This is a genomic window from Corynebacterium sp. KPL2680 (genome assembly GCF_040225675.1).
Classification (GTDB): domain Bacteria; phylum Actinomycetota; class Actinomycetes; order Mycobacteriales; family Mycobacteriaceae; genus Corynebacterium; species Corynebacterium rhinophilum.
The window spans coordinates 121,780-146,591 of the sequence record NZ_JBEHFM010000002.1; the positions used below are offsets into that span (position 1 = coordinate 121,780).

At 56.2% G+C, this 24,812-nt stretch carries 21 protein-coding genes, 2 tRNA genes, 1 pseudogene and 1 CRISPR repeat array; of the genes and pseudogenes, 14 read left to right on the plus strand and 10 right to left on the minus strand.

What is annotated here, in order from left to right; translation table 11 throughout:
* Nucleotides 1-35: 35 nt before the first annotated feature.
* The 6 genes and pseudogenes from cas7e (at nucleotide 36) to ABRP66_RS01925 (ending at nucleotide 5,576) form a co-directional block, all read left to right on the plus strand.
* The gene (gene cas7e / locus ABRP66_RS01900; protein WP_349838253.1) at nucleotides 36-1,178 is read left to right on the plus strand and encodes a type I-E CRISPR-associated protein Cas7/Cse4/CasC; all 1,143 of its coding nucleotides are present in this window, start codon (nucleotides 36-38) and stop codon (nucleotides 1,176-1,178) included.
* Between the two features lie 13 nt (nucleotides 1,179-1,191).
* Nucleotides 1,192-1,908: a type I-E CRISPR-associated protein Cas5/CasD gene (cas5e, locus tag ABRP66_RS01905; protein WP_284852221.1), complete on the plus strand. Its 717-nt coding sequence runs from the start codon at nucleotides 1,192-1,194 to the stop codon at nucleotides 1,906-1,908.
* Complete coding sequence (cas6e, locus tag ABRP66_RS01910) at nucleotides 1,905-2,603, plus strand: type I-E CRISPR-associated protein Cas6/Cse3/CasE (RefSeq protein ID WP_284852220.1); 699 nt, start codon at nucleotides 1,905-1,907, stop codon at nucleotides 2,601-2,603. Before cas5e ends, cas6e begins: the two co-directional genes overlap by 4 nt.
* Before the next feature lie 47 nt (nucleotides 2,604-2,650).
* Nucleotides 2,651-3,541 carry a type I-E CRISPR-associated endonuclease Cas1e gene (gene cas1e, locus ABRP66_RS01915; protein WP_284852219.1) on the plus strand — a complete coding sequence of 297 codons (891 nt, stop codon included), beginning with the start codon at nucleotides 2,651-2,653 and terminating at the stop codon, nucleotides 3,539-3,541.
* Nucleotides 3,538-3,894: pseudogene (gene cas2e / locus ABRP66_RS01920) on the plus strand (type I-E CRISPR-associated endoribonuclease Cas2e). The gene cas1e and the pseudogene cas2e overlap by 4 nt, the downstream one beginning before the upstream one ends.
* An 86-nt stretch (nucleotides 3,895-3,980) precedes the next feature.
* Nucleotides 3,981-5,230: direct repeats of the CRISPR family, unit length 28 nt; unit sequence GTGCTCCCCGCGTGAGCGGGGATGAGCC.
* A gap of 272 nt (nucleotides 5,231-5,502) precedes the next feature.
* Nucleotides 5,503-5,576: transfer RNA gene (locus ABRP66_RS01925), tRNA-Ile, on the plus strand.
* 42 nt (nucleotides 5,577-5,618) lie between these two features.
* Here the strand turns inward: ABRP66_RS01925 and ABRP66_RS01930 are convergent.
* A complete protein-coding gene (locus ABRP66_RS01930) occupies nucleotides 5,619-6,149 on the minus strand; it encodes a hypothetical protein (RefSeq protein ID WP_284854152.1) in 531 nt (176 codons plus the stop codon).
* 130 nt (nucleotides 6,150-6,279) lie between these two features.
* On the opposite strand from ABRP66_RS01930, the gene ABRP66_RS01935 reads away from it, so the two are divergent.
* Nucleotides 6,280-7,335, plus strand: coding sequence for a trimeric intracellular cation channel family protein (locus ABRP66_RS01935; RefSeq protein WP_237791669.1), 1,056 nt, complete (start codon nucleotides 6,280-6,282; stop codon nucleotides 7,333-7,335).
* 106 nt (nucleotides 7,336-7,441) lie between these two features.
* On the plus strand, nucleotides 7,442-9,040 hold the full coding sequence (locus tag ABRP66_RS01940) for a mechanosensitive ion channel family protein (RefSeq protein ID WP_284852218.1): 1,599 nt from the start codon (nucleotides 7,442-7,444) through the stop codon (nucleotides 9,038-9,040).
* A 3-nt stretch (nucleotides 9,041-9,043) separates the two neighbouring features.
* Here the strand turns inward: ABRP66_RS01940 and ABRP66_RS01945 are convergent, their stop codons facing one another.
* The gene (locus ABRP66_RS01945; RefSeq protein WP_284850117.1) at nucleotides 9,044-9,631 is read right to left on the minus strand and encodes a hypothetical protein; all 588 of its coding nucleotides are present in this window, start codon (nucleotides 9,629-9,631) and stop codon (nucleotides 9,044-9,046) included.
* Nucleotides 9,632-9,786: 155 nt separating this feature from the next.
* Here ABRP66_RS01945 and ABRP66_RS01950 point away from each other — a divergent pair, with 155 nt between their 5' ends.
* Entirely contained in the window at nucleotides 9,787-10,875 is a 1,089-nt protein-coding gene (locus ABRP66_RS01950) for an alkene reductase (protein ID WP_284785301.1), read from the plus strand.
* Nucleotides 10,876-10,999: 124 nt separating this feature from the next.
* On the opposite strand, the gene ABRP66_RS01955 is transcribed toward ABRP66_RS01950, so the two are convergent.
* Nucleotides 11,000-12,700 carry an alkaline phosphatase D family protein gene (locus tag ABRP66_RS01955; protein ID WP_284850118.1) on the minus strand — a complete coding sequence of 567 codons (1,701 nt, stop codon included), beginning with the start codon at nucleotides 12,698-12,700 and terminating at the stop codon, nucleotides 11,000-11,002.
* Between the two features lie 145 nt (nucleotides 12,701-12,845).
* Here ABRP66_RS01955 and ABRP66_RS01960 point away from each other — a divergent pair, with 145 nt between their 5' ends.
* Complete coding sequence (locus tag ABRP66_RS01960; protein WP_284850119.1) at nucleotides 12,846-13,640, plus strand: serine hydrolase domain-containing protein; 795 nt, start codon at nucleotides 12,846-12,848, stop codon at nucleotides 13,638-13,640.
* 819 nt (nucleotides 13,641-14,459) lie between these two features.
* Nucleotides 14,460-14,876, plus strand: a complete 417-nt coding sequence (locus tag ABRP66_RS01965) for a hypothetical protein (RefSeq protein ID WP_284819289.1) — start codon at nucleotides 14,460-14,462, stop codon at nucleotides 14,874-14,876.
* Between the two features lie 76 nt (nucleotides 14,877-14,952).
* Here the strand turns inward: ABRP66_RS01965 and ABRP66_RS01970 are convergent, their stop codons facing one another.
* The 3 genes from ABRP66_RS01970 to aceE form a co-directional block, all read right to left on the minus strand.
* A complete protein-coding gene (locus ABRP66_RS01970) occupies nucleotides 14,953-15,741 on the minus strand; it encodes an HAD-IIA family hydrolase (RefSeq protein WP_284769451.1) in 789 nt (262 codons plus the stop codon).
* Nucleotides 15,738-16,037 carry an acyl carrier protein gene (locus ABRP66_RS01975; RefSeq protein WP_284769452.1) on the minus strand — a complete coding sequence of 100 codons (300 nt, stop codon included), beginning with the start codon at nucleotides 16,035-16,037 and terminating at the stop codon, nucleotides 15,738-15,740. Before ABRP66_RS01975 ends, ABRP66_RS01970 begins: the two co-directional genes overlap by 4 nt.
* Before the next feature lie 154 nt (nucleotides 16,038-16,191).
* Nucleotides 16,192-18,936, minus strand: coding sequence for a pyruvate dehydrogenase (acetyl-transferring), homodimeric type (aceE, locus tag ABRP66_RS01980; protein WP_284782373.1), 2,745 nt, complete (start codon nucleotides 18,934-18,936; stop codon nucleotides 16,192-16,194).
* Nucleotides 18,937-19,294: 358 nt separating this feature from the next.
* On the opposite strand from aceE, the gene ABRP66_RS01985 reads away from it, so the two are divergent.
* Both ABRP66_RS01985 and ABRP66_RS01990 read left to right on the plus strand, forming a co-directional pair.
* A complete protein-coding gene (locus ABRP66_RS01985; protein ID WP_284782375.1) occupies nucleotides 19,295-19,693 on the plus strand; it encodes a DUF3052 domain-containing protein in 399 nt (132 codons plus the stop codon).
* Between the two features lie 67 nt (nucleotides 19,694-19,760).
* Nucleotides 19,761-19,836: transfer RNA gene (locus ABRP66_RS01990), tRNA-Val, on the plus strand.
* A gap of 159 nt (nucleotides 19,837-19,995) precedes the next feature.
* On the opposite strand, the gene ABRP66_RS01995 is transcribed toward ABRP66_RS01990, so the two are convergent.
* From ABRP66_RS01995 to ABRP66_RS02015, 4 genes are all read right to left on the minus strand, one after another.
* Nucleotides 19,996-20,496: a hypothetical protein gene (locus ABRP66_RS01995; RefSeq protein ID WP_349838254.1), complete on the minus strand. Its 501-nt coding sequence runs from the start codon at nucleotides 20,494-20,496 to the stop codon at nucleotides 19,996-19,998.
* 339 nt (nucleotides 20,497-20,835) lie between these two features.
* Nucleotides 20,836-21,963: a RhuM family protein gene (gene rhuM / locus ABRP66_RS02000; protein ID WP_349838255.1), complete on the minus strand. Its 1,128-nt coding sequence runs from the start codon at nucleotides 21,961-21,963 to the stop codon at nucleotides 20,836-20,838.
* A 318-nt stretch (nucleotides 21,964-22,281) separates the two neighbouring features.
* Entirely contained in the window at nucleotides 22,282-22,857 is a 576-nt protein-coding gene (locus ABRP66_RS02005; protein WP_349838256.1) for a hypothetical protein, read from the minus strand.
* A gap of 286 nt (nucleotides 22,858-23,143) precedes the next feature.
* Nucleotides 23,144-23,746, minus strand: a complete 603-nt coding sequence (locus ABRP66_RS02015) for a TetR/AcrR family transcriptional regulator (RefSeq protein ID WP_349838257.1) — start codon at nucleotides 23,744-23,746, stop codon at nucleotides 23,144-23,146.
* Nucleotides 23,747-23,823: 77 nt separating this feature from the next.
* On the opposite strand from ABRP66_RS02015, the gene ABRP66_RS02020 reads away from it, so the two are divergent.
* Complete coding sequence (locus ABRP66_RS02020; RefSeq protein ID WP_349838258.1) at nucleotides 23,824-24,807, plus strand: ABC transporter permease; 984 nt, start codon at nucleotides 23,824-23,826, stop codon at nucleotides 24,805-24,807.
* Nucleotides 24,808-24,812: the final 5 nt, after the last annotated feature.

Here is a 24,812-nt window from a genome sequence, read left to right on the forward strand (position 1 = left end):
AATCAATTTTCATATTTTAGAAAGGAATTTTCGCAATGGCTTTGACCATCGATATTCACGCACTACAGACCCTTCCTCCTTCCCTGATCAACCGTGATGACACCGGTGCTCCTAAGTCTGCCGTTTACGGTGGTGTACCACGTCAGCGAGTCTCTTCGCAGGCATGGAAGCGTGCAATCCGCAAGTACTTTGAATCTGAAATCGATGCTGAATCTTTGGGAGATCGCTCGAAGCGGCTTCCAGAGAAGATCGCGCGTAAGGTTCAAGGACACGAAGGATGGGATGCAGAGCGAGCTCAAAAGGCAGTTGCTAAGCTCTTCGAATCTGCGGGAATTAAGACGGAAGTGGATGCAAAGCGCATCAAGGCGCTGAAAGATTCTGAGGAAACCACCGAAGAAGAACTAGCAGCAGCGCAGTATCCGCAGACCAAATACTTGTTGTTCTTGAGCCCACACCAGATTGAACGTGCCGCAGAGGCGATTATTGCGGCCGATGGTGAAAAGATTAAGAAGAAGGACGCTCTGGAGATCCTTGATACCCAGCACTCGGTAGATATGGCGTTGTTTGGGCGCATGGTTGCCGATGATGCTGCGTATAACGTCGATGCCGCAGTACAGGTTGCGCATGCACTGGGAATCCATGCCAGTGCGCCTGAATTCGACTATTTCACCGCGGTCGATGACTTGGCCGAGGAAGGCGAAGAAACTGGTGCGGGCATGATTGGCACTGTACAAATGATGTCTTCTACCTTGTACCGCTATGCCACGGTGAACCTAGATGGACTGACGCGAAATCTCGACTCGGCAGAAAACGCAAAGCAAGCCGCAGTGAACTTCGTTGATGCATTCATCAAGTCCATGCCCACGGGCAAAATCAATACCTTCGCCAATCAAACAATGCCTGAGCTCATCTATATTGCGGTTCGCGATACCCGCCCGGTTAGCTTGGTTACTGCCTTCGAAGAACCAGTAGAGCCAACCACCGGTCAGAGCTTGCGCGTCGCCGGTGCCGAAGCATTGGCGAAAGAAGAAGCCGAGTTTGAAGAAAACTACGGGCTGCAGCCTAGGGCAGCCTTTGTGGTTGGGTTGAGCGAGGCCCGTCAGGCTTTCGCACAAATCGCTGACGAAGTGACGCTGCCAGAGCTTTCGCAGCGTTTGTCTTCCGCGCTTTCGGAGTAGGAGGCTTAAAACGATGACAGCATCATTGTTGTTGCTGCTTAAAGGGCCGATGCAGTCTTGGGGAACGGAATCTCGCTACGCTACCCGTGCAACTTCGTCCTTGCCCTCAAAGTCAGGAGTTCTTGGCATGCTAGTCGCAGCTGAAGGACGCAGGCGTGATGAAGATATGGCTGACTTGGCTGGACTCAAGTTCGCGGTGCGCGTCGATCAATCCGGTAGCCTTTTGCGGGATTATCAAACCGCGCAAAACTGGCAAAAGGATCCGCAGGCATCCGCAAAGCTCATCACCCGCTATTTCCTATCAGATGCCGCATTCGTTGCGGCAATCGAAAGTGAGGATCGCGAGCAACTCGAGAGTTTTGCGGAGAATCTAAACCGACCGGTATTTCCGCTCTATTTGGGCCGACGTTCGTGCCCGGCTCCGCCCAATGTGGTGCTTGGTGTGGTTGAAAAGCCTGCGGTTACGGCATTACAAGAGCACGACACGTGGCACGCCACCAAGGAGTATATGAAATCAAGTGGTGGGGAAGTATCGCTGCCGATTTACCGGGACTCCCTCCCAGGAGAATCCGGCGTGGCTTGCCAGGATGTACCGAACTCTTTTGATCCGCAGCACCGCAAGTATTCATGGCGCACCGTGGTGCAAAAGGAGTTTGCGAATGTGGACAACCCCTTAGATAGCGCCGAGCGGCGCCCGGATCCGTTTTTGGAGGCGGTGATGAATGTATGAGTACGTTAACCAAAATTCTTATCAATCCTCAGCGGCGTCAAGGGCGAAAGTTGCTTGCTAATCCACAAGCAATGCACGCTGCAGTTGCCGCGTCATTTCCACCAGACATGGATCAAGAATCCGGGCGTATTTTATGGCGCCTTGATGAAGGTGCGCATCACCATTCCCTCTACGTGGTGGGGCCTGAAAAACCGACTGACCATGTGATTGTGGAACAAGCAGGGTGGGATACAAGGCCGGGACAATCGGTTGAGTATGACCGGCTGCTTAATTCCTTTACTAAGGGGCAAAGATGGATCTTTGAGCTGGTAGCCAACCCAACGTATTCGCAGGCTAATGAAGGCAAGCGAGGCAAAGTGAAGGCTCATGTGTCCGTGGAACACCAGCTGGAGTGGTTGTATCGTCGAGCAGAAAATGCCGGATTTGAACTAGCCCCCCGAGCAGGGGATGATGTCAGCGATGATGAGCGTTCTCGGTGGTCCGTTGAAGAAGAAACCGCGATTATTGAGCGAAAAACGTTGGATTTCCGGAAAGGAAATGGCAATAGGCGTGTGCGTATCGCCACAGCCCGATACCGCGGAACCTTGGAGGTCAAAGATTCTGAGGCTCTTCGGCACACCCTTACTCATGGGATAGGAAGAGCTCGTGGTTATGGTTGTGGCTTAATGACTCTAGCTCGGCCGATGGGGTCCTGATGTCAAATCCGAGCGAAGTCCCTGTCACCCGCCAAGCTTTGTCCCGGATGGGAGACCGAATCAGTTTCTTGTACGCCGAGCGCTGCGTGATCAATCGAGATGGTAATTCTCTAACGATCACGGACCAGCGCGGCGTCGCACATGTGCCAGCCACACAGCTGGCGGCACTGCTGCTTGGTCCAGGAACGAGGATTACTTACGCGGGCATGGCTTTGCTTGGCGATGCCGGGGTTACCACCCTCTGGGTAGGTGAGCGCGGCGTTCGGTACTATGCGCACGGTCGGCCACCAGCGAAATCGTCCCGCATGGCTGAAATTCATGCGCAGGTAGTGTCTCACCAGCGGAAGCGTTTGGACGTGGCTCGCAGAATGTATGCCATGCGGTTTCCAGGAGAAGACGTTTCTCAGTTGACGATGTCCCAGCTGCGTGGCCGCGAAGGCGCACGCATGAAGCGGATTTATGCGGCTGAAGCCGAGCGTACTGGAGTCTATTGGAATCGGCGGTCTTATGATCCCAATGATTTCGATTCTTCTGACCCAATTAACCAGGCTCTGACTGCAGGCAGCGCCGCGCTATATGGAGTTGCTCATGCTGTCGTTGCAGCGCTTGGTTTCATCCCTGCCTTAGGGATAGTGCATACAGGCACCGATAGGTCATTCGTCTACGACATTGCTGACCTCTACAAAGCAGAGATTTCTATTCCAGCGGCATTTGATGCTGTCGCAGCACAACAGGGTAATCCCTCTGTGGAAGTGCGTCGTTTCGTGCGGGATAAAGTTGTCTCACGCCGCCTCATGCCGCGGATGGTTCAAGACCTTAAAGCACTTTTTGATGTACCAGATGACGAGCTTGTCAGTGATGCCGAGTTAATGCTGTGGAGTGAACTTGAAGTCATCGCTTCTGGTCTTAACTGGGCAGAAGAGGAAACGTTGTCATGATGGTGCTGGTTATTACTGCTTGTCCCGCTGGACTACGCGGCGATCTGTCCAAGTGGCTCATTGAACTGACTCCCGGTGTATTCGTGGGACGTCCCTCTGCTCGTATTCGTGATCTGCTCTGGGAACGTACAACCGAGCTTTGTAAAGATGGCCGCGCACTTTTGGTGTAGTCAGCCGCGAATGAGCAGGGAATGGAGTTCAAGGCTCACCGACATCATTGGGAACCTACGGATTTTGACGGGATTACCTTGATGACGCGACCGGCTAAGTCTAAGCAACCACAGCGAAGGACTGGATGGTCTCAAGCCCGACGTAACCGTATTTCTTATAAGAAACAGAAGGGAGGATATTAGGCCGCGTGGAGCTTCGAGAGTAGCTTTCCCCAAAATACAAGTCGTATGTAAAATGCGGTTAGGGCTCGAATTTCTGCTGTTCAGCAGTGCTCCCCGCGTGAGCGGGGATGAGCCCCAATGACCCCGATGACCCCCGGAGAAGCGAAGGTGCTCCCCGCGTGAGCGGGGATGAGCCCAACGCCACCAGCCACGAAGAATACAACTACCAGTGCTCCCCGCGTGAGCGGGGATGAGCCCGGACTACGGTTCGACTTCCCGTGGATAAACTAGTGCTCCCCGCGTGAGCGGGGATGAGCCCCTCTACCAGTGCGGCGACGGCAACTGTACGGCGTGCTCCCCGCGTGAGCGGGGATGAGCCCATCGCCCTCCCGAACACCCAACTCGTTGTACTGTGCTCCCCGCGTGAGCGGGGATGAGCCACAGCTAGTCATTGGCGAATTTCAAACCCAGTACGTGCTCCCCGCGTGAGCGGGGATGAGCCCCGTTATGAACTGGGACAAGCTACGCCCTAAGAGTGCTCCCCGCGTGAGCGGGGATGAGCCCAGCGCCGTTTTTGATGTTTTGTTTGACGCTTTGTGCTCCCCGCGTGAGCGGGGATGAGCCCAACCTCTGGCGCACAATGGCATTCCTTGATGGGTGCTCCCCGCGTGAGCGGGGATGAGCCCCAGCCGGGGCGATTAACGCTACGGGGGTAAACGTGCTCCCCGCGTGAGCGGGGATGAGCCCGTCGTACTCACGCTCTCGCGGAAGCGATGTTTGTGCTCCCCGCGTGAGCGGGGATGAGCCCGATCATCGAGTTGGTGCCGTCGGCAACTTTAAGTGCTCCCCGCGTGAGCGGGGATGAGCCCGCGAAACTCGAGGGCACCGCCTACCAAGACCTGTGCTCCCCGCGTGAGCGGGGATGAGCCGAACTCGACCACGCCAAATACGAAAGACCACCCGTGCTCCCCGCGTGAGCGGGGATGAGCCCACAACGCGACAAGCACAAAGACGTCGGCGGCTGTGCTCCCCGCGTGAGCGGGGATGAGCCCGATACATTATCGACATTGAAACCTTTGGGTCTGTGCTCCCCGCGTGAGCGGGGATGAGCCATCATCGTGGTGTCCAGCCGGGCATGTCCAAGGAGTGCTCCCCGCGTGAGCGGGGATGAGCCCTAGGCGGTGTTGGCATGGCTTGGAATAAAGTTGTGCTCCCCGCGTGAGCGGGGATGAGCCGTTGCCGGTTAGGCGTTCCCATACGTCTTTATCGTGCTCCCCGCGTGAGCGGGGATGAGCCCGGGCTAGGAACCTCGCTTTTTCTCAATAACACGTGCTCCTCGCGTGAGCGGGGATAAATTTTTTTGATTTAATGCCTCAAATTTCTTGCTACCCAATAATCAACAAATCGAAAGGACATCTAGTAACGACGATCAGCACTTCGGTTATGAGGGGCAGAATTCATCTTCGCTGAGGCTCTAACGTGGGTTCCAGTCGCAGCACGGACATCCACGGTTGGGCGTCGCGCACTCAACTGGGGTTATTTTATGAGGGGCTGAGAATTGGTCTTTCGCGAGCTATTGACTAATCTTTTGGGAGCGGAGTTTCGTATTTTACGACATGGCATCCGTGTGGGGCTATAGCTCAGTCGGTTAGAGCTCCGGACTCATAATCCGTCGGTCCCGGGTTCGAGCCCCGGTGGCCCCACGGTAGAAGGAGGCGTCGGCAAGCAATGCTGGCGCCTCCTTTTTAGTATTCGGTGCGCACGCGCTCGGAGAAAATCGGCCTGGCGGTCAGCTCGATGCGGGTGCCGATATTTTCGTCTTCTTGGGACCTGCAATGGACGGATTTTTGATTCGTGGCCATGATGCAGTGGAGATCGTAGCTGTCACCAGAGCTCGGGTTCTTCACAGTAATATCGCTCTGCCAGGCTGCAGTAACGGTTGGATCAGGGGTTTCGAGCCTGTATGTGGCATCCACTGCATGCTTATAAATATCCAGGGCAAAGGCGCAATCGGTGGCATCGTCGGCGATGATTTGTGCATAATCGCGAATGCCGCACATACCGCCTACCTGCGCAGCGAGTGCGGAATCATCGTCTTTCTCCGCTTTCTGCGGCTTGGAAAGCTTGGCAGTCGCGGAAGGCGCGGAATCGGTATCGGCGTCGGCATCGGCAAGCGCACCGCTGTCTGAACCGGTGCTGTGCGGGCTGGTATCGGTGAAGTTGGGCTCGTCGTCAGCGGGGGTGGACGAGCCCCCAACCAGCAGGAATGCCGGCAAGAGAGAGAATCTTTTTCATGCGGAATGTAGGAAGAGATAGAAGGGGCATTAGAACAGGAAAAGTGTAGCACCGCAGCGCATGTGGGCAGGCGAATTGCGCGTGGGTGAGCAGTGCAGTCTAATAAACGGCATGACAGAAGTAGATCCGCTCATTGAGTCCCTCTATCGCTGGTCCGATGTCAGCGGTGTATTGCTGATGGGAATTATCGGCGGCACCATTGCGCGCAAGCGCGGGTATGACATCATCGGGTTTTTCTTCATTGCGATGTTTTCTTCCCTGGGCGGGGGCATGGTGCGCGATGTGCTTATTAATCGCGGCACCGTGGCGGCGATGAGCGAGCCGGAGTACCTCTACCTGGCGTTTACGGGCGCGTTGATTGCGCGCTTTGTCTACTTTAAGGGAAAGACCTGGGATTATATCCAGGCGCATGGTGATGCCGTGGTCTCTGGCCTGTGGGCCGGCACCGGTGCCGTGAAGGCCATTACCTATGGTCTGCCGCCGATTCCGTGCATCATGATGGGCGTGTTTACCGCTACAGGCGGTTCCATGATTCGCGATATCGCCATGGGGCGCGAGCCCGCCGTCTTTGGCGATAATCAGCCCACGGTGATCCCGGCCATTGCCTGTGCGGTAATCGTGCTGGTGGGAAACCACTTCGATATGTTGGCCGTTGGCATGATCGTGGGGCCATTGGTCTCTATTTTCTTGGCGTTGCTGGGCATTTGGGCCGGGTGGCGCGTGCCCGCGAACCAGGAGTGGGCGCCGATTAATGATACGGCCGCGCAGGTCAAGGTGCTGGCGAAGAAGGCAGAAAACAAGAGCCGGGCGGTCGGGCGCAAGCTGGAGCCACACCGCGTGCGCTCCTGGCGCCACCGGCAGATGGAAGAGGCGCTGCAGCGGCGCATCGAAAAGGAAGTGCGTTCCGGCAAGCGCCGCCAGGATGCGGCGGAAGAGGCCAGCGAGTTTTTGCAGTCCTTCGAATCAGACGTCGATCAGTTCAGCTCGGCGCCAGCGGAGTCCGAGGACATGGACTTTGGCGTGGACTTTAGCGGCGATTCCTATGAGGAAGAGGAGCAGACCTCCAGCGAGGAATCCCAGCGGCTGCTCGATACGATTTTGGAAGATGACAAGCTTACTGATGAGCTGATTGATCGCCTGATGGACCGCTACCAATCGCGCGACTAGGCCCCGGGGCATCTGCTTGCCGATGCCCCATCTTCCGACTCCTTCCTTCTTACTTCTGGCAGAAAACTGGCATCAATTTCTCAGCTAGGTGCCATATCCTTGAACCATGAACTTGAGGTATTTCTTTTTTGAGCTGTGGGGCCTCATCGTTGACCACGGCTTGCCGCTCATCGCATTCGTGATTATCGGCATTCTTTTGCCCCGCATGGGGCGCCTAGCCATCCGGATTATCGAACATAATTTGGATGAGCAAGAAGAATCCACGAAGGCGCGGTTGGCTCTGACCGGCGCATTGGTCTACATCGTCCAAGCGGTGGCGTACTTCCTATTGGTCGCGGCCGCGCTGACTAATCTCGGAGTTCCGGCGCTGGGTGCTGCGGTACCCGCGACGATAGTGTCTGCTGCGGTTGGTTTTGGTGCCCAGTCCGTGATTTCGGATTTCCTCTCCGGATTTTTCATCCTCACGGAAAAGCAGTTCGGCGTGGGAGACTACGTCTCCTTTGCCGGCATTCCTGGGGTAGAAGGCGATGTGGTGACGCTGACCCTGCGCACCACGAAGGTGCGCACCCCTAGCGGTGAGTTGGTGACCATCCCCAATAGCTCCGCCGGCGTGGTGACCAACTATTCCAAGGAATGGTCCCGCGCGGTGGTCAATATCAATGTCCCAGTGCATGAGGGCGAGTCCCTGCCGGAGATTACGAGCCGCGTCAAAGAGATTTCGCAGCACGCCATTAAAGCCCCAGAGATCTCCGTCGACGTCGCCGGCGAGCTCACGGTCCTTCCCGCCACCCAATTGGTCAGCCCGCAGGTTGCCGGCCAGCCGTGGCAGGTGGGTTACCGCATCATGGTGACGGTGAATCCCGCCCGCCAGTGGTCCGTGGAGCGCGCCATCCGCTCGTCGCTGCTCTCGGAATTCTGGGACCACTACGGCTCCGCCATCGACTTTGATGAGCTGCAGGAACAGAAAAAGAAGAAACCTGCGGACCCAAAGCATGCCGCGGCGCAGTCGGCCAAAGACGCCTTGGACGCTGGGGAAGGCTCCCGCCCCGATACGCCAGTAGATGACCCCACGGTAGAAGAGGAACTGGTTCCAGAGGAAGTCGAGCTTGCTCAGACCAAGGTCGATGAACAAGCAGTCACGGATGAAGCGGATGCAGATGCCGCAGACGACGATGATAAATCTCGCAGAAAGATCTGGCGCACCATCCAGACCAATACCCAATTCCAAAAGGTCTCCACCATCGGCGGACGCGTGCGTGCCTCCACCACTGGCCTCGTGGCGGCCCTGCTTGTCGTTGGCCTGCTCATCCTCGCGGCAAGCAACCCAGAGGAAGGGGAAGCCGGCTGGCTGTCGCCGGACTATTGGAAGGATCGCGATACGCAATCTTCCTCCGAAACACCATCGGAATCTGAAGAGCCTGTGCCTACAGAAGATCCTCTAACTACCGGTACCCCAACGGAACCGACGGACGCAGATTCAACACCAACGACCACCAATACGCCGACCGTTCCTAGCTATCCCAGCCAGGCGCCCAACTCCACGCCTAATTCCGGGGACGGGCACGGCAGCGGTCAGGATGGGCCCGCTGACTCAAACGGCGATGCTGGCGATGGCCAAGGGAATGGCGACGGAGACTCCGGCGCAGACGGGAATAGCGGGGCGGCGGATAGCCAACAGACCACGATTCCTTCAGAACCCCACTAGATGCTAGTGGGAGCCGTCGACTACGTCGAGGCGGTCCGTCCAGAAGCGATCGAGTTCCTCGGCTCGGTATATGACACTTAAGCTATTGTCTCCGTCTTTCCCGCAGATGAGTCCGCGGCGATCTGATCCAATTGAACAGCGAAGGTCATAGGTCTTACCGGTGATAGGGCTGGCGACGGAAATTTCGGTGCTATACGCGCCGTTGGCTCTCGGATCGCGCTGCTGGAATGTATAAGTGTGCTTGAGCGCTTCATCAAAAATGGGGCCGGTAAATTCGCAGGATGTATGTTCACCTGCGTGGATGGTGTCTCCTTGGTTGGTGTATCCGCAGTCGCCGCCAATTTTTCCGGCGTAAAGCGTGTGATTTCCAGCAGGGGGAGCGTCATCATCCGAGCCGGCATCGCCATGCTCGTCGCCTTCCTTATCGCCCTTTTCCTCGGTGGAGTCTGGAGTATTCTCCAGGGTTTCCGTCACGGTCGTAGGAGCCGTGGAAGCGTCGCTGGGCACAAAGGCAGGTTCGGGATCGGCAGAATCAGAATCATCGGAGGTACCGCAGGCGCTGAGCATGGTGAGGGACAAGGCGGCAAGCATTAAGGAAGTGTGGCGTTTCATCATCATAAAAACTGGTAGCAATCGACGGTGTGAATTGTGAAAACTTTAGCACTTAAACCGGTATCTAACTGCGGACTTATAGGAAATGCGGCGAAAGGTGGAACAAATTTAAACCACGGGCTGTTTCAGTAGACATGACATCATTATTTACATCTTTGGAACTTGGCCGTTATACGTTGAACAACCGCGTGACCATGGCGCCGCTGACTCGTCAGCGTGCAGGTCACAGTGGTGTACCCAGCGAGCTACACAAAAAGTACTATTCCCAGCGCGCTAGCGCCGGTCTCGTCGTGACCGAGGGAACCTTCCCCGCATGGACCAACCGCGCGTTCCCTGGTCAGGCGGGCATCGTCGATGACGAGCAAGCCGCTGGTTGGCGCGAGGTAGCTGACGAAGTACATAACAAGGGCGGCGTGCTGTTCATGCAGATCATGCACGGCGGCCGTACCAGCCACCCGGATCTCATTGATGGCGCCCAGGCAGAGGCCCCGAGCACCCTGGATTGGGACGGCCAGGTTCGCGGCTTTGCCAGCAAGATGGATGCACCGGTACCGCGCGCCCTAGAAGCCGATGAGCTCCCGCGCATCGTTGAAGAATTCCGTGCTGCCGCACGCCGGGCCGTCGACGCGGGCGTTGATGGTGTAGAAATCCACAATGCGAATGGCTACCTGCTGCACGAATTCATGGCACCATCTGCCAACCAGCGCGACGATGAATTTGGTGGCAGCCCAGAAAACCGGTGGCGCCTGCCAGAGATGGTTATTCGTGCTGTCGTGGATGAAATCGGTGCTGACCGCGTGGGCGTGCGCTTCTCCCCAGCCCACGTTGTACAGGGCATTGTTGAAGATGACGAGGCGGATATGTTGGCCACCTACGGCGGCCTTTTGGATGCTATCGCCCCGCTAAACTTGGCTTATGTCTCCTTCCTGCACGCCGAGCCGGAAGGCGAACTCATCTCGGCCTTGGCAAAGAAGGCTCGTGCCAATGGCGAAACCAAGGTCTTGATGAATGATGGTTTCGGCACTGTCACCACTAAGGAAGATGCCGAGCGCGAGCTGGAATTGGATCACGTGGATGCCGTTGTCGTGGGTCGACAGCTCATTGCTAATCCGGACTTGGTACGCCGGTGGGAAGAAGGTCTGGCCCTTAATGAGCCAGATCAGGCCACGTTCTACGTCGGCGGCGAGCGCGGCTACATTGATTATGAAACTGCCGCGGACTAACCCGTAGTCCGCGGCAGGTAGGGGGGAGAGCGCGAGTGATAGAGAGTGAAATATCCCAGAGAGGATCTTTCACTCTCTATATCGAACGTGCACCCAGCGAGCGTTAACAACTGCCCGCTAATAATTAAGAATTGAATCCCTGATCCGGGCGCCATGTCAGCGTGACGGCTTCGTTTACTGGTGCGGCGGGATTGAGGAGATCCTCAACGCGCAGCCAGTGCATTTCCGCAGAATCCGGGCGGATGGTGACGTAGCTATATCCGTGGTGATCGAGGTTTACGTGGCGTGTATGAGGGTTTGCCTCCAAAAGGAACCTCTCTGCCAACTTGGAAAGCTCGTTGTCCTCGGGTAAGTGAAGCTGTTCGTTGACATTGGGCGCGGAGACAGATGAGCACACCATTTCGGCCCCGAAGATGTGCCCATCCTTGCTGATATTATGCGCCCATTCGGAGTGGATATCGCCGGTAACAAAGAGGGCGTGGGAGTCGTGCTTCGCAAGGGCATCGATAAGCATCCGGCGTTCTGCCGAGTATCCATCCCATTGGTCGCCATTGACGGGAATGCCGGTGATATTGGATGACAGTGAGGATGATACGGGTGCTAGCTTGTCGTCGCGCTGCAGGGTAGCCAGGTTCATGGGGGAGAACATGACGGAGTTGCCCAGCATATTCCACGCGGCGGCGGAGGTATCGATCTTGTTGACCAGCCAGTCGTACTGCTCCGAACCGAGCATGCTTCGCCCCTCCGAGGCCATCCTGGCAGGTCCAAAGAGTATCTGTTTATCGCGGTACGTGCGCAGATCCATCATGGTCAGTTCCACAAGATCCCCAAAGGTCAAGCACCGGTAGAGATGGCCATCATTGGAAGGATTACTTGCCCGTACCGGCATCCATTCAAAGTAGGCCTGCATCGCGGCGTTGCGGCGATCGATCCACGCGCCTTCTTTCCCCTCCGTGTGGTTATGGGCGCCGTCCCTCCAAGAATTATCTGCGGTTTCGTGGTCATCCCAGACCGCGATCCACGGCAGGGCAGCATGCGCCGCTTGGAGATTTTCATCGGTGCGGTAGCGGCCAAGGCGCGTGCGATAATCTTCCAGCGTCGTAATCTCATGCGCTGGGTGGTGCAGGCGCACTGGACCGAAACCGGCGTACTCGCGCTGTGGGTATTCGTAAATATAGTCTCCTAGAAAGACCATATAATCTAGTTGCCCGGCTCGTCCGCGCTTTGCGATATCACCATAGGCTTGAAAGAAACCGGACTCCCAGTTGGCACAGCTGGCCACACCAAAGGTTAGCTCCTCTGGGGATGCCGTAACCGCCGGTGCGGTTTTGGTGCGACCTACGGGGGAGATTTTATCTTGGGCATGAAAGCGGAAGTAATACACGCTTTCTGGTTCGAGGCCGTGAGGATCCACGTGGACGGTGTGATCCTGTGCAGGATCGGTGGTGACTTCGCCGTGCTTGACGATGTCCCTAAACTCCTCATCCCGCGCAATTTCCCATTCCACGGTGGTAGGCGCGCCCGCACCGGAGCCAGGCATCGCATCTGCATCTGGTGTCACGCGTGTCCACAAAACAACGGAATCTGGAATGGGATCTCCCGAGGCTACGCCGTGCAGGAAGGGGCGTTCACCGAGCGTGGGCTCTACCATGTGTGGTTCTGGGCGCGAGGAAAGGCTGCTTTGTGCATGAGCAGTGCTGGCGTTGGCCGTGCTGGCAGTGGTGGTCAGCGCCAGGGCGGCGCCGACGGTGCCGCTGGTTTGGAGGAATTTGCGGCGGTTGACATGAGACATCTCTGATTGCGTGCTGTGGTTTCTGCTAGTCATATTCATAAGGTTTCTTAGATAGAAAGGGCCTGCAACCGCTCAGGCTGCATTACACCAGAAATTCCTTAATCAGTAACCACGGGTTTACCTCCGCACCGATCGGCACACCTTATTCTGAGGCCTAGAGCACAGTAGGCTGGAAGTCATGAGCGAGTTGCAGCAGATAAGTCAATGGCCCGTAGATACCGTGGCTGGAGCGTTGATCCACAGCGGTGAGTCGATAGATACGGTAGGAGATACTTCGCGCCAGTTTCCGGTTGCCTCAGTTACCAAGCTGGTATCGGCGTACGCGGTGATGATGGCAGTGGAAGAAGGTGCGGTGGATTTGAAGCAGCCCGCCGGTCCGGAAGGTTCTACCCTCGAGCATTTGCTCGCGCACGCCTCGGGCGTGAAGTTCGATTCGCGCGAGCAACAAAAACCAGTGGGCGAGCGGCGTATCTATTCTTCTGCCGGTTATGAATGGGCGGCAGAGATCGTAGAAGAAGCCACCGGCATCGAGTTTGCAGAGTACCTGCGCGAAGGCGTGTGCGAGCCGCTTGGAATGTCCTCCACCCGCTTAGAGGGCTCGGCTGGGCACGGCTTGGTTTCTACTGTGGAGGATCTCGCTGCATTTGCTGCCGAGGTCCACGACCCGCAGCTCTTGCACTCCAGCACCGTGGCCGATATGCGCCGCGTTCACTTTGCTGGTTTGCGCGGCATTGTGCCCGGTTACGGGAGCTTTAAGGATTGTACTTGGGGGCTTGGATTTGAGATCCGCGGTGAGAAAGACCACTGGATGGGAGCACTGCCTGCCGATGCCACCGGGCACTTCGGCATGTCCGGAACCTACCTCTGGCTGGCCGGCGACTACGCCATGGTGGCATTAACGGACCGAGATTTTGGCGATTGGGCAAAGCCGCTGTGGAATGAAACCAATACGAAGATCTGGCAGGCGCTATAAGAGGCTTCTTCGCAGTTTTCCTTAATAGGAAAACGGGAAAAGCTCCCCATTCCAGTGGAGTGGGGAGCTTAAAGCTGCTCTATTTAGAACAGGGATTGGCCGACGATCTTCTCTAGGATCATGGCGATTTGGGTGAAGAAGCCGTCAAAGGCGCTCAGAAGATCGAAGCCGAAATCGGACGAAGAATACGTTTCAGGCATGTCAGGCATGGTTGTACCTTTCTGTAGGGGTGCACTCAAACCGGATTGTTTGAATTTATCTCAGTATAGGCAGCGTGGGTGGACGGTGTCAAACTGTTTCTTAGTTACAAATAAATGTATATCGACTATCCGCTGCGGCTTGCGCGTTTTCTATAAGGCTGGGTGTGGGGGTGGGGTGGGACAGCTAGCTACCCCCGCTGTGGGTTTACGCCCCGGGGCTTTTTGGAGGGCTTCGCTTCTATCGGGATTGGGGCAGTTTTCGGCCGAGGTTTCAGGGGATGAGCGCTATTGGGTAAGCGTTTCTGCTGGTACCTGCCGTGTGAACGGATTCTGTCAGGAAGTCGCTTCGGGGTGAATGGTTTGAGGGGGTAAATCTCTCAAATTTCACTGTTGTAACTTCAATTTCTTTAGTCACTTTAATCACAGTCTGGACTTTGGGTTGAGGTTTAGAACTTGGGGGTTGAAGTGAAAGTTGAGGGTTGTAGAGGGTGGTGTGACGCAGGAAAATTGGGTGCAGACGCAAATGACAGTTCGTTGGGGAAGACGAAGCTCGTCTTGCACTGCGCCGCATGCCATGCGTGTGGTTCGCAGTGGTGATTTGTCGAGGGAGATATCGGCTATGAATACTTGCGTCAATACAGTGCCGGTTGATCAACCGGCCTCCAACTACACGTGGCCCAGCCGCAACGGCGCGGCCGTCGTGGTCACTGGTGTGCTGAAAATTTCTGGGATGCCGCGTGCGCTGCGCCCGGAAGTAGAGCGCGCCATGGATCGGTGCATTCGCACCGAATCGGAGTTCATCGTCCCAGGCGATGACCCGCTGACCGCCCAGTGGTGTACTCGGTGGTACCGCGATGAGATCTCTATGGAGGCACTCGTGCGAGGTGAGGCCACGGGGCCGGGGATTGATTCCGGCATCGGCATTGGCTGCCATCAGGTGCTCACCGGAACCGAGGCGGAGCTTGCCGCGCTCGAGAGCGCGGTGTGCTACCTTGCGCAGCGCTATGGTTTTAGCGCCACCGTACGTTTTAGCTAAGACACTCGAGCGAATCGGCTCGAGCGCGGCCACATGAGCTGAGCCGCACGAGCTAGGTCGCGCGGCGGGGTGCCGTTTAGGATTCTTCGTCGGCGAATGGATCCATGATCTTATCGGGAATTTCCGCAACAGACTTAAACACGGCGGTGGGGCGATACGGGTAGCGGGAGATCTCGCGGTCATCGGAAATGCCGGAGCGCACCAAAATGGAGCGCATACCGGCCTCTAGGCCCGCCTTGACATCGGTATCCATGCGATCACCAATCATGATGGTGTTTTCAGAGTGTGCGCCGATGTGATTGAGGGCCGAGCGCATCATGACAGGGTTGGGCTTTCCCACGTAGTAGGGCTCCCGGTTGGTAGCGGCGGTGATCAATGCTGCTACCGCGCCAGTTGCTGGGAGCACACCTTCGGGAGCAGGGCCCGTAACGTCCGGGTTGGTGGCGATGAAGCGGGCGCCATTGCGGATGAGGTTGATAGCGGTGGTAATTGCCTCAAAGGAGTAGGTGCGGGTTTCACCAAGGACCACGAAATCGGCGTCATCATTGGTGAGGATCCAACCGGCCTCGTGCAGCGCGGTGGTCAGGCCGGACTCTCCCACGACGTAGGCCTTGCTGGAGCTGGCCTGGGTGGCCAAGAAGTTTGCCGTCGCCGTGGCAGAGGTCCAGATGCGCTCGGCCGGAATATCCAGTCCGGTATTACGCAGCCGCGCTGCCAAGTCGCGAGGGGTGGACATGGAGTTATTAGTGAGCACCATGTACTCAATATCGTTATCTTTCAGCGCCTGAATGAATTTATCGGCGCCGGGGATCATTTCCCCTTCCTTGATGAGTACGCCGTCCATATCGGATAGGTAAGAAATCATTGGTGGTCCTCCAAATAGTCAGCGATATCGCCGATGGTCTCGCAGTTAAGCATTGTTTCCTCAGTAAGTCGCACCTTAAAGAGCTCTTCTGCACGCACGGTGAGCTCTATAAGCTCTAGGGATTCAACGCCGACATCAGAAAGCGCGGTGTCTTTGCCAAGTTCGGCCTCGGTATCGGTGACTTTGACGATGAGGGCGATGAGCTCGCCCAGCGTATCCCGATCCGGGTCGTGGTCCTTATCTGGGTCAGAACCCTGAAACTTTGCCTGCAATTGGGCACTGAGGTCATTTGCCATAATGACCAGTGTAGTAGCGATTGGTGCGTGGCATAGGAGAAATAGGCTCACGCGGTACTGGTTAGGGGGGATGGGGCGAAAAACAATTCAGGCGCTTCCAGCATTAAGCCGGAAGCGCCTGAGCTACATCTCCATTGTGGAGGTGCGGGCGATATTACTCGCCGCTATTAGGTGCAGTTGGGTCGTCCAACTTCAGCTCGGAGGCCGCCTTTTCTACGACGGAGCGCTCAATCTTGCCATCGCGGGCAAGGCCATCGAGCACTGCGACGACGATGGATTCCGCGTCGTTGTTGAAGAAGCGGCGGGCACCCTCGCGCGTATCGGAGAAGCCGAAGCCGTCTGCGCCCAAGGTGATGTAGGTACCTGGGACGTAGGGGCGAATCTGCTCCTGCAGCTCGGTGGTGAAGTCCGAGACACCAACGAATGGGCCCTCGAAGTCCTTGAGCTGGGAGGTAGCGAATGCCTCGGAAGGCTCCTCGCCCTTGCGCAGCGCTTCCTTATTGCGGCGAGCACCGTCGCGGGCCAACTCGTTCCAAGAGGTCACGGAGAATAGCGAAGCCTTGACATCGTAATCCTCAGCCAGCATCTCCTGTGCGCGAAGAGCCTCGTGCACGCCAACACCCGAAGCCAGGATATTGGCCGGGGTGGAGCCGTTCTCGGCAGTATTGAAGTGGTAGATGCCCTTGTGCAGGCCCTCCACATCCAAGTTTTCCGGCTCGGCCGGCTGGTGGACTGGCTCGTTGTACACGGTGAGGTAGTACATGACCGGCTCATTGTCCTCGCCGTACATGCGCTCGATACCGCGCGCTACCAGGTGTGCAACCTCAAAACCGAAGGCCGGGTCATAAGAAATGACCGCAGGGTTGGTGGCTGCCAAGACAGGGGAGTGGCCATCCATGTGCTGCAGGCCCTCACCGGTCAGGGTGGTGCGGCCGGCGGTAGCGCCGATGATGAAGCCGCGGCCCATCTGGTCGCCGGCGGCCCAGAAGGCATCGCCAGTGCGCTGGAAGCCGAACATCGAGTAGAAGATGTACAGCGGGATCATGGCTTCGCCCTGGGTGGCATACGAGGTAGCGGCGGCGGTAAAGGATGCTGCCGCACCGGCCTCAGAAATGCCCTCGTGCATAATTTGGCCATCGGTGGCCTCGCGGTAGGACAACATCAGGTCGTGGTCCACCGGCACGTAGTTCTGGCCGCGCGGGTTCCAGATCTTCATGGTGGGGAACCAGGAGTCCATGCCGAAGGTACGAGCCTCATCCGGGATGATGGGCACGATGCGCTTGCCCAGTTCCTTATTGCGCATGACCTCCTTGAAGGTGCGCACCAAGGCCATGGTGGTAGCGACTTCTTGCTTGCCAGAGCCCTTGCGCACGGAGCGCAGCTTGTCCAAGGAAGGTGCTTCCAATGGGGTGAAGTCCGTGCGACGCTCGGGCAGGAAGCCGCCGAGCTCTTTACGGCGCTCCAGCATGTACTTGATCTCCGGGGAATCCTTGCCCGGGTGGTAGTACGGCGGCAGGTAGGGATCCTTTTCCAGCTCTTCATCGGAGAAGGGGATTTCCTGCTTATCGCGGAAGTTCTTGAGATCCTCCAGCGTCAGCTTCTTCATCTGGTGGGTAGCGTTGCGGCCCTCGAAGTTGTGACCCAAGCCGTAGCCCTTAATGGTGTGGGCCAAGATGACGGTCGGCTTGCCGGAACCCTTGTTCTCCAGGGCTCGGGCGTACGCTGCGTAGACCTTGCGATAGTCGTGGCCGCCGCGGCGCAGTGCCCAAATCTCGTCATCGGAGAAGTCTTCTACCAGCTTTGCGGTGCGCTCATCGCGGCCGAAGAAGTGCTCGCGCACATAAGCGCCGTCATTGGCCTTGAAGGTCTGGTAGTCGCCATCAGAGGTGGTATTCATGATGTTGACGAGGGCACCTTCGGTGTCCTTTTCCAGCAGCTTGTCCCAGCCGCGGCCCCAAATGACCTTGATAACGTCCCAGCCGGCGCCGCGGAAGAAGGACTCCAGCTCCTGGATGATCTGGGTATTACCGCGCACTGGACCGTCGAGGCGCTGCAGGTTGCAGTTAATGACGAAGGTGAGGTTATCCAGCTCGTACAGAGCAGCGGTTTGCAGCAGGCCGCGGGATTCTGGCTCGTCCATTTCGCCATCGCCCAAGAAAGCCCAAACGTGCTGCTTGGAGGTGTCCTTGATACCGCGGGTTTCCAGGTACTTATTAAAGCGTGCCTGGTAAATGGCGTTCATCGGGCCAATGCCCATGGACACGGTGGGAAACTCCCAGAACCATGGCATCAGGCGCGGGTGCGGGTAGGAGGGCAGACCCTTGCCTTCACCAAGGGAGACTTCCTGGCGGAAGCCATCGAGGTCTTCCTCAGAAAGGCGACCTTCCATGTAAGCGCGGGCGTACATGCCCGGGGAGGCATGTCCCTGGAAGAAGACCTGGTCGCCGCCTGAAGGATCGTCCTTACCCTTGAAGAAGTGGTTGAGGCCGACTTCGTACAACGGGGCGGCACCCGCGTAGGTGGAGATGTGGCCGCCCACGCCGATGCCGGGGCGCTGCGCGCGGTGCACCATGATGGCAGCGTTCCAGCGGATCCAACGGCGGTAGCGCTTTTCTAGTTCTTCATCGCCAGGAAATTCCGGCTCCATGTTGGTGGGGATGGTGTTGACGAAGTCCGTCGACGTCAACGAGGGAAGCTCCACGCGCTTGGCGGTGGCGCGCTCCAGAAGGCGCAGCATCAGGTAGCGTGCGCGTTCTTGGTCAGAATGGTCCAGCAGACCATCGAGGGAATCCATCCACTCGCGAGTTTCTTCTGGGTCGCTGTCGTGAAGGTACGATGCAACACCATCGCGGATAAGCGGGAAGTTGGAATCGCCCTTGGCGGGGTCCTTCTCGGCCATGTAAACCTCCTAATTAAGGGTCTGCAGAGTTTATCCCCTACGATACGCGTTCCCAGATCGCGAGTGGGAGTCTAGGCCGGATAAAACGCCGCGCTTTCCGATGCACCCCCTATAACCTGCGGTTTGCTTTCCTAGCTCGGCGTGCAAACGTGGGTAGTAGGCCCCTAAACGGCGCTAGTTCTCCCACAAAACAGGCGCCGGTGTGAGCAGAAAAGGGCCTGCAAATTGGGGGAAAGGAGTGCTATAGCAAGTAAAAGACGCCCTGGGACGTTAAACTACATGTAATAACACACGCCCTCTCCGCCAAGCGCGGGCCGGGCGTGAGCAAGAATTCACCGAATAAGGAAGGAAATGCATAGTGGCTGACGCTGCAGTCAAGCTCGGAATCAAGGAAGGGCAAATCGCTCTAGAGCTTGGTTGGGACGAGGATTGTGACACCACAATCTCTGAATCTATCGAAGCCGTACTCGGTGAGGATTTCCTCGAAGAGGAAAATGATGAGCTGTGCGATGTAGTCCTTCTTTGGTGGCGCGAGGAAGACGGCGACCTCGTGGACGGCTTGGTGGATGCCATCCGCCCGCTCGCGGATAACGGTTCCGTATGGTTGCTGACCCCAGGCGCTGGCAAGCCTGGCACTATTGAGCCTGGTCTCATTTCTGAATCGGCACAGCTCGCCGGCTTGGTGCAGACCAAAGCTGAGCGCTTGGGCGAGTGGCAAGGTTCCTGCCTGGTACCGCGCGGTTACACCAAAAAATAGCTTTCACCAGCTGATTTGTGTAGCTTTACAATCCTGCGCTACTGTACATAACAGCGCAAGGGCGCATGCGGCTTTAGCTCAGCTGGAAGAGCAATTGGTTTACACCCAATAGGTCGGGGGTTCGATCCCCTCAGGCCGCACCAAATTAGACCCCGCTTTTCGAGAAATCGGAGAGGGGGTCTTTAACATATCCACGACAACCGTATGGCACCCGGAACACTGCGTTGCGCCCGACATCCCCCGCGACCCTTGGATTCTAGGGGTCGTTGCAACGACCCTCTGAGCTCAGGCTTTTCGAGTGGTTATCCTTCGGACACGACGCTTTCATTTCGTGCGTTTTCGAGCGTGAAGTTGTCGTATCCGTCCCAGAAGCCTTGGCGCTGCTTATAGCGCTCCCAAAGCCAGCCGGTGCACATATCGTTTGCGGTTGGCGTATCAGTATATTCCATTACACTGCCAACGGTTTTAGAGTTTCCTGCCTGGATTAGTTTTCTCGACCAGCGCATCGCTTCAACTCTCTCTTCTGTGGGGATTTTGTCCCACATCAGCTCCATTGAGATTGTCTTTCCTTCTGGCTGTGCTGTGAGGTCGGAGTATCTACTGCATTTGTAGGCCTCCCAAGCGCTCTGCTTCTCCTCCTCACTGTTGAAGTCGTCATCAATGAATGGAGCAGTGATAGATAGAACTGCGAATATGGCAATCAACCAAACCCACCAGCGTTTATAAAACGGTTTCTTTGCAGGCTTTGAGTTTTCCTGTTCCGGGTGTGCCGGTGGTCGAGAATAGGGGGATTGATTTGTCATACTGCTTGCCTTTCGTAGAGAGATTGCCAAGTTTTGAGGACTGTCACTGGCGTCCCAAGTTCGTTGGCGCGGTTGACTGGGGGTGCCCATATTTTGGTTCTGATGCTGTGTATTCCACAGGCGAACTGAGCAGGCGTGCTGCGAACCTATCAGGAGAAGAGCTTGTACGCCCCGTGGTGGACTGACAGGTCACTGCAGTTGTGGGATAGGGTGTGAGGCGTCAAGTCCGTGGTGTACGGGGATTTCGCGGTGCGTAGGTACTCATACTGCTTTGAGTTGCCGCGGTGCTAGCCAATCTAGTAACCGCGGGCCTCGGCTGTCTGTATGAGTGCGCGCAGGTCAATCATTCAAATCCTCACCTCGTTTCAAGGTTTTTACTTCCGCTTCTAGAGTCCTCATGTCTATTTCGTTAACTTTTGAGTCGAGGTTACTCCGGTAAGCGTTCCATTCTTCCTCGGCTTTGCTCACTGCCTGCTTGTGCCCCCGTTTGCCGTGTCCTTTTAGAACTTCCCGTTCATTGAAGACGAGCCAGGCATCTGTCTGTTTGACCCAATCCTTCAAGCACATGGTTTTGCCCATCTCCGCCTGGTCTTCTGCATAGTCTAAGAACATCGTGGTGAGCCTGCGCATGCGCCTAGCTTCGTCTTCAGTGAGGAAGTTTTTAGCTATGCTCATGTCGTTTTTGTGGGGTGATTCTCCTTCCCAGGTCGTGAGTCCGGCATATGGCTTGGTGCGGTCTGAGCGTTCCCAGATTAGCTCCGCTGCGGTTCGGCCGTGTGTGGCGAAGTGGAGTCGGTTTTGGATCCCTGCGAAGAACTGTTGAACTTCCTTGAACGATTTCTTTTCTTGGTAGTCGGCACTGGTTGCGACTATGACATCGCAGATTTTGCGGAAGAATTGACGTTCGGAAGCTCGAATCTCTCGAATAGTCTCGAGTAATTCATCGAAGTGGGTGTCGGCGCCGTCGTTTTTGAGTTTTTGTGTGTCGAGGGCAAATCCCTTGGTGAGGTACCCGCGAAGGACTTCTGTGGCCCATTTTCTAAACTGTGAGCCGCGTGGGCCTCGCACACGGTATCCAACGGCGAGCGTCATATCCAGGTTGTAGTGCTTGGTTTTCCTGTCCTTACCAGGCTGTTGTAAAAGTTTTTTACATTTAGCTTCGTTGAGTTCTCCTTCTCTGAGTACTTCGCGTATGTGGTGGTTTATGGCTGGGGCGCCGACGTCAAAGAGCTCGGCCATCTGGTTGGTATTTAACCAAGCGTCGTTGTCTTTTAGTTGGAGGCGGACGTGTGCTTTGCCATCTTCGGTGGTGTAGATGGCAACTTGGTCTGGACTAGTCAATGAGGTCTTCTCCTCGTCTCTCGCATTCTTCCGGATCGTTTGGTGATGAATCGCCCCAATCGGTTGGGAATAATCAAACTCACAGACGATTCCGTCATCATCAAAAGAACCATGCGGGTCGGACACGGGGGTGGGGCTTTACCCCCGGAAAGTGGACACGTCGGGGGTAGCTACGCTGCTCTAGTTAGTGTAGCTGAAGTATCGGCTTCAAAAACATCAGGAGCCACAAGGTTGCACCAGGGGTGTCGTCGGTGTGTGTCGTAGCGCATGCGTCACCGAAAGGCTTCCTGGCGGCAGGTATTCGGATTGTCAAATACCCTCTTTCGTAGTACTTCCCGCTTGAGAGTGACGTTAAACGATTTAAAGGCGTTATCAGTACTCGTCCCTACCGCTCCACCGGACTTGAGCTGCCCTCTAGGGTGATTCTGTGTGTGATCGGTATGGTTATTCTCGTTGGTTTGGCCATCCTGGCCGGTCGCCGGGTCGGTTGATATCGAGGCGGCGAGTCTTCCAATAACCGGTCGGTACCTTTGTCGGAGTCTCCTCGAGTTTCTGAGACCACCGTTTACTTAGACGCTTGCGGATCGCCAACCGGATGGATGTCCACCAGTAGTACTTCCATTCTTCTACCCGATTCTTCTGATGTAATTGGTAGCGGACTCGGATAGCCTGAGCCTGAAGACCTTTCCCAGAGCGACGGGCAACGAACCACGTTACAAGAACTTCGTCAGGATAGTGGTGAAGGTTAGGTGTCTCGAGCACAACTCCAGGTTCAAATGTTGGGCATTCATGCTGCAGTTGATGTTTCTCGCCGCTCTTCAGCCAGACGGAAAAATGATGAAGCGTAGAAATCCCATTGTGCTCGACGAACAGGGATAGATGTTCTGCTTTTTGCAGACTTATGTGAATTGAGTATGAGGTGGCCTTTATTTTTTCGAGCTGAATCTGCTTCCTCGCTAGCCACACTGTAATTGGTGCGAAGCTAAGGCTGGCTGTGGCGACGAGGAGATTCCAATCCATATATGAAGTTTAACTTGAGGAGCAGGCAGGGGAGAGTAGCCGTTTTCGGGCGGTTGGAGAATAGAATGTGCTACTACGGCACGAAGTGGCAGACGACTTAAGAACTTGAAAATGCTATTAGCGAATACATTGACTTCTACAACACCAGCCGGATTAGAGTTAGTCTGGGCAGGGGAGTCATCATAGAACACTGAATGCTTCAGCTGGAATGATACTGAAACTATCCAACAAAACTTCCGCATCCCCGGGTAGGTCCTTTTGGTGTGCAGCCTCCCCAAAAGGGCTTTTAAGGGTCAATGCCGGCTTCGGCTTGTGCTTCTAGGCCGTCAAGCATGAGGTCTATAAGGCGTGGGGTAAGCGCGTCTGGAGTAAACGAGGCCTTGGGTTCTATCGGGATGGGGCGGGTGACTATCCCGAGGCCTATGTGAAAATCCAGCGCATTGAGGCTCTCTGGGCATAAGTGTGCCTTTTTGGCGGGGTCCAGCAGCTTGTTGTAAGTGCTGATTAATTCCTCGGCGCGCCTTTCAATGATGCGGTTCTTTTGTTTTCTCGTTTCGGGATCGCGCGTGGCATCTTCATAGATTGCTTGGGCAAGGGTTGCTAGCTGCAAAGTTCCTATGGAATGGACGGTGGCGCGCCACGCGGTACGTGCATCGATAGCAAATTCCGAACTGTGGGCATCGATGATTGCGGCGATATCAGCCATTGCCTGCGCGCTTACCGCGTCGAGCAGTTCGATGCGCTCGGGGAAGTGCCGGGTGGCCGTGGCCACGCCTACTGAAGCGGCCTTCGCAATGGTCCGCATGGAAATTCCAGGCCCCTCAGTAGTGAGTAGTTGCCTGGTGGCGGTGACTATTGCCGCACGATTATTGGCTGCATCTTGTCTCATGGTTGACATCTTAACAAATGGAACACTATGTTCTATTTAAGTAACTGAAATACACTGTTCCATATAAGGGGATTGTCATGAGTTCTACTGCGACTCTTTCGCGGACAAACACCACTGCAAAAATCTGTGCCGCCGTGATTGGGGTACCAATCGTTATCGGGCTAATGCTATTTGCTTTCCTTGCCCCCAACTTTTCTTCCGGACCGCAAGGCGTGCCCGTGGCTGTGGCCGGGCCAGAGCAGATGGTCAAGCACATGACCGATAAAGCAGGCGAGGATGGACCCGATTTAAGGGTTTATGAATCCGACGCCGATGTGCGCGATGCGATTGAAAACCGCGACGTGGTAGGTGGTCTGGTTATCACCTCATCGGGAGCACAAACCTATACGGCCTCTGGTAACGGTGCTGCCTACACAGAGATGGTGAACCAACTGGGTAAGTCATTCGAGGCACAAGGCATGGAGGTTTCTACCGAAGACCTTGCACCGACATCGGAGGAGGATCCGCAAGCTACTGGCATCGGGGTGCTAGGGCTGCCTTTGGCCTTTGGCGGCATCGTCTCCGCAGTCATCGCCACCTTTGTTTTCCGCCGCCGAAAGTGGGCCAAGTTTGTAGCGCTCGTCGGTATCGCCGCAGCGGGATCGCTCGTGGCCACGTGGATGCTACACACCGTCTACGGCACGTTAATTGGCAATTTCGGTATGGAATGGTTGGCCATCGCCCTGGGTATTCTTTCCACCTCATTGCTGACGGCAGGCCTAGCTGCGGTGATCGGTACCGCAGGTGTGGGAATTGGTGCGGTGCTGACTATCTTCCTAGGAAACCCACTCTCGGGCCTGGCCACCGGACCATGGTTGCTTCCTGATGGCTGGGCTACTTTGGGGCAGTGGATGCCCATTGGTGCAACGGGGTACCTCGTTCGTTCCTTGTCTTATTTTAATGGCCAGGGCGTCGGGTACGCGTGGTGGGGATTCGCGGTCTGGATCGCAGTAGGCTTCGCATTACTCATGTGGGACCGGTCTGACAGCACTACAAAATCGAAAGCAGGTCAGGAGGGCTAGGAAAG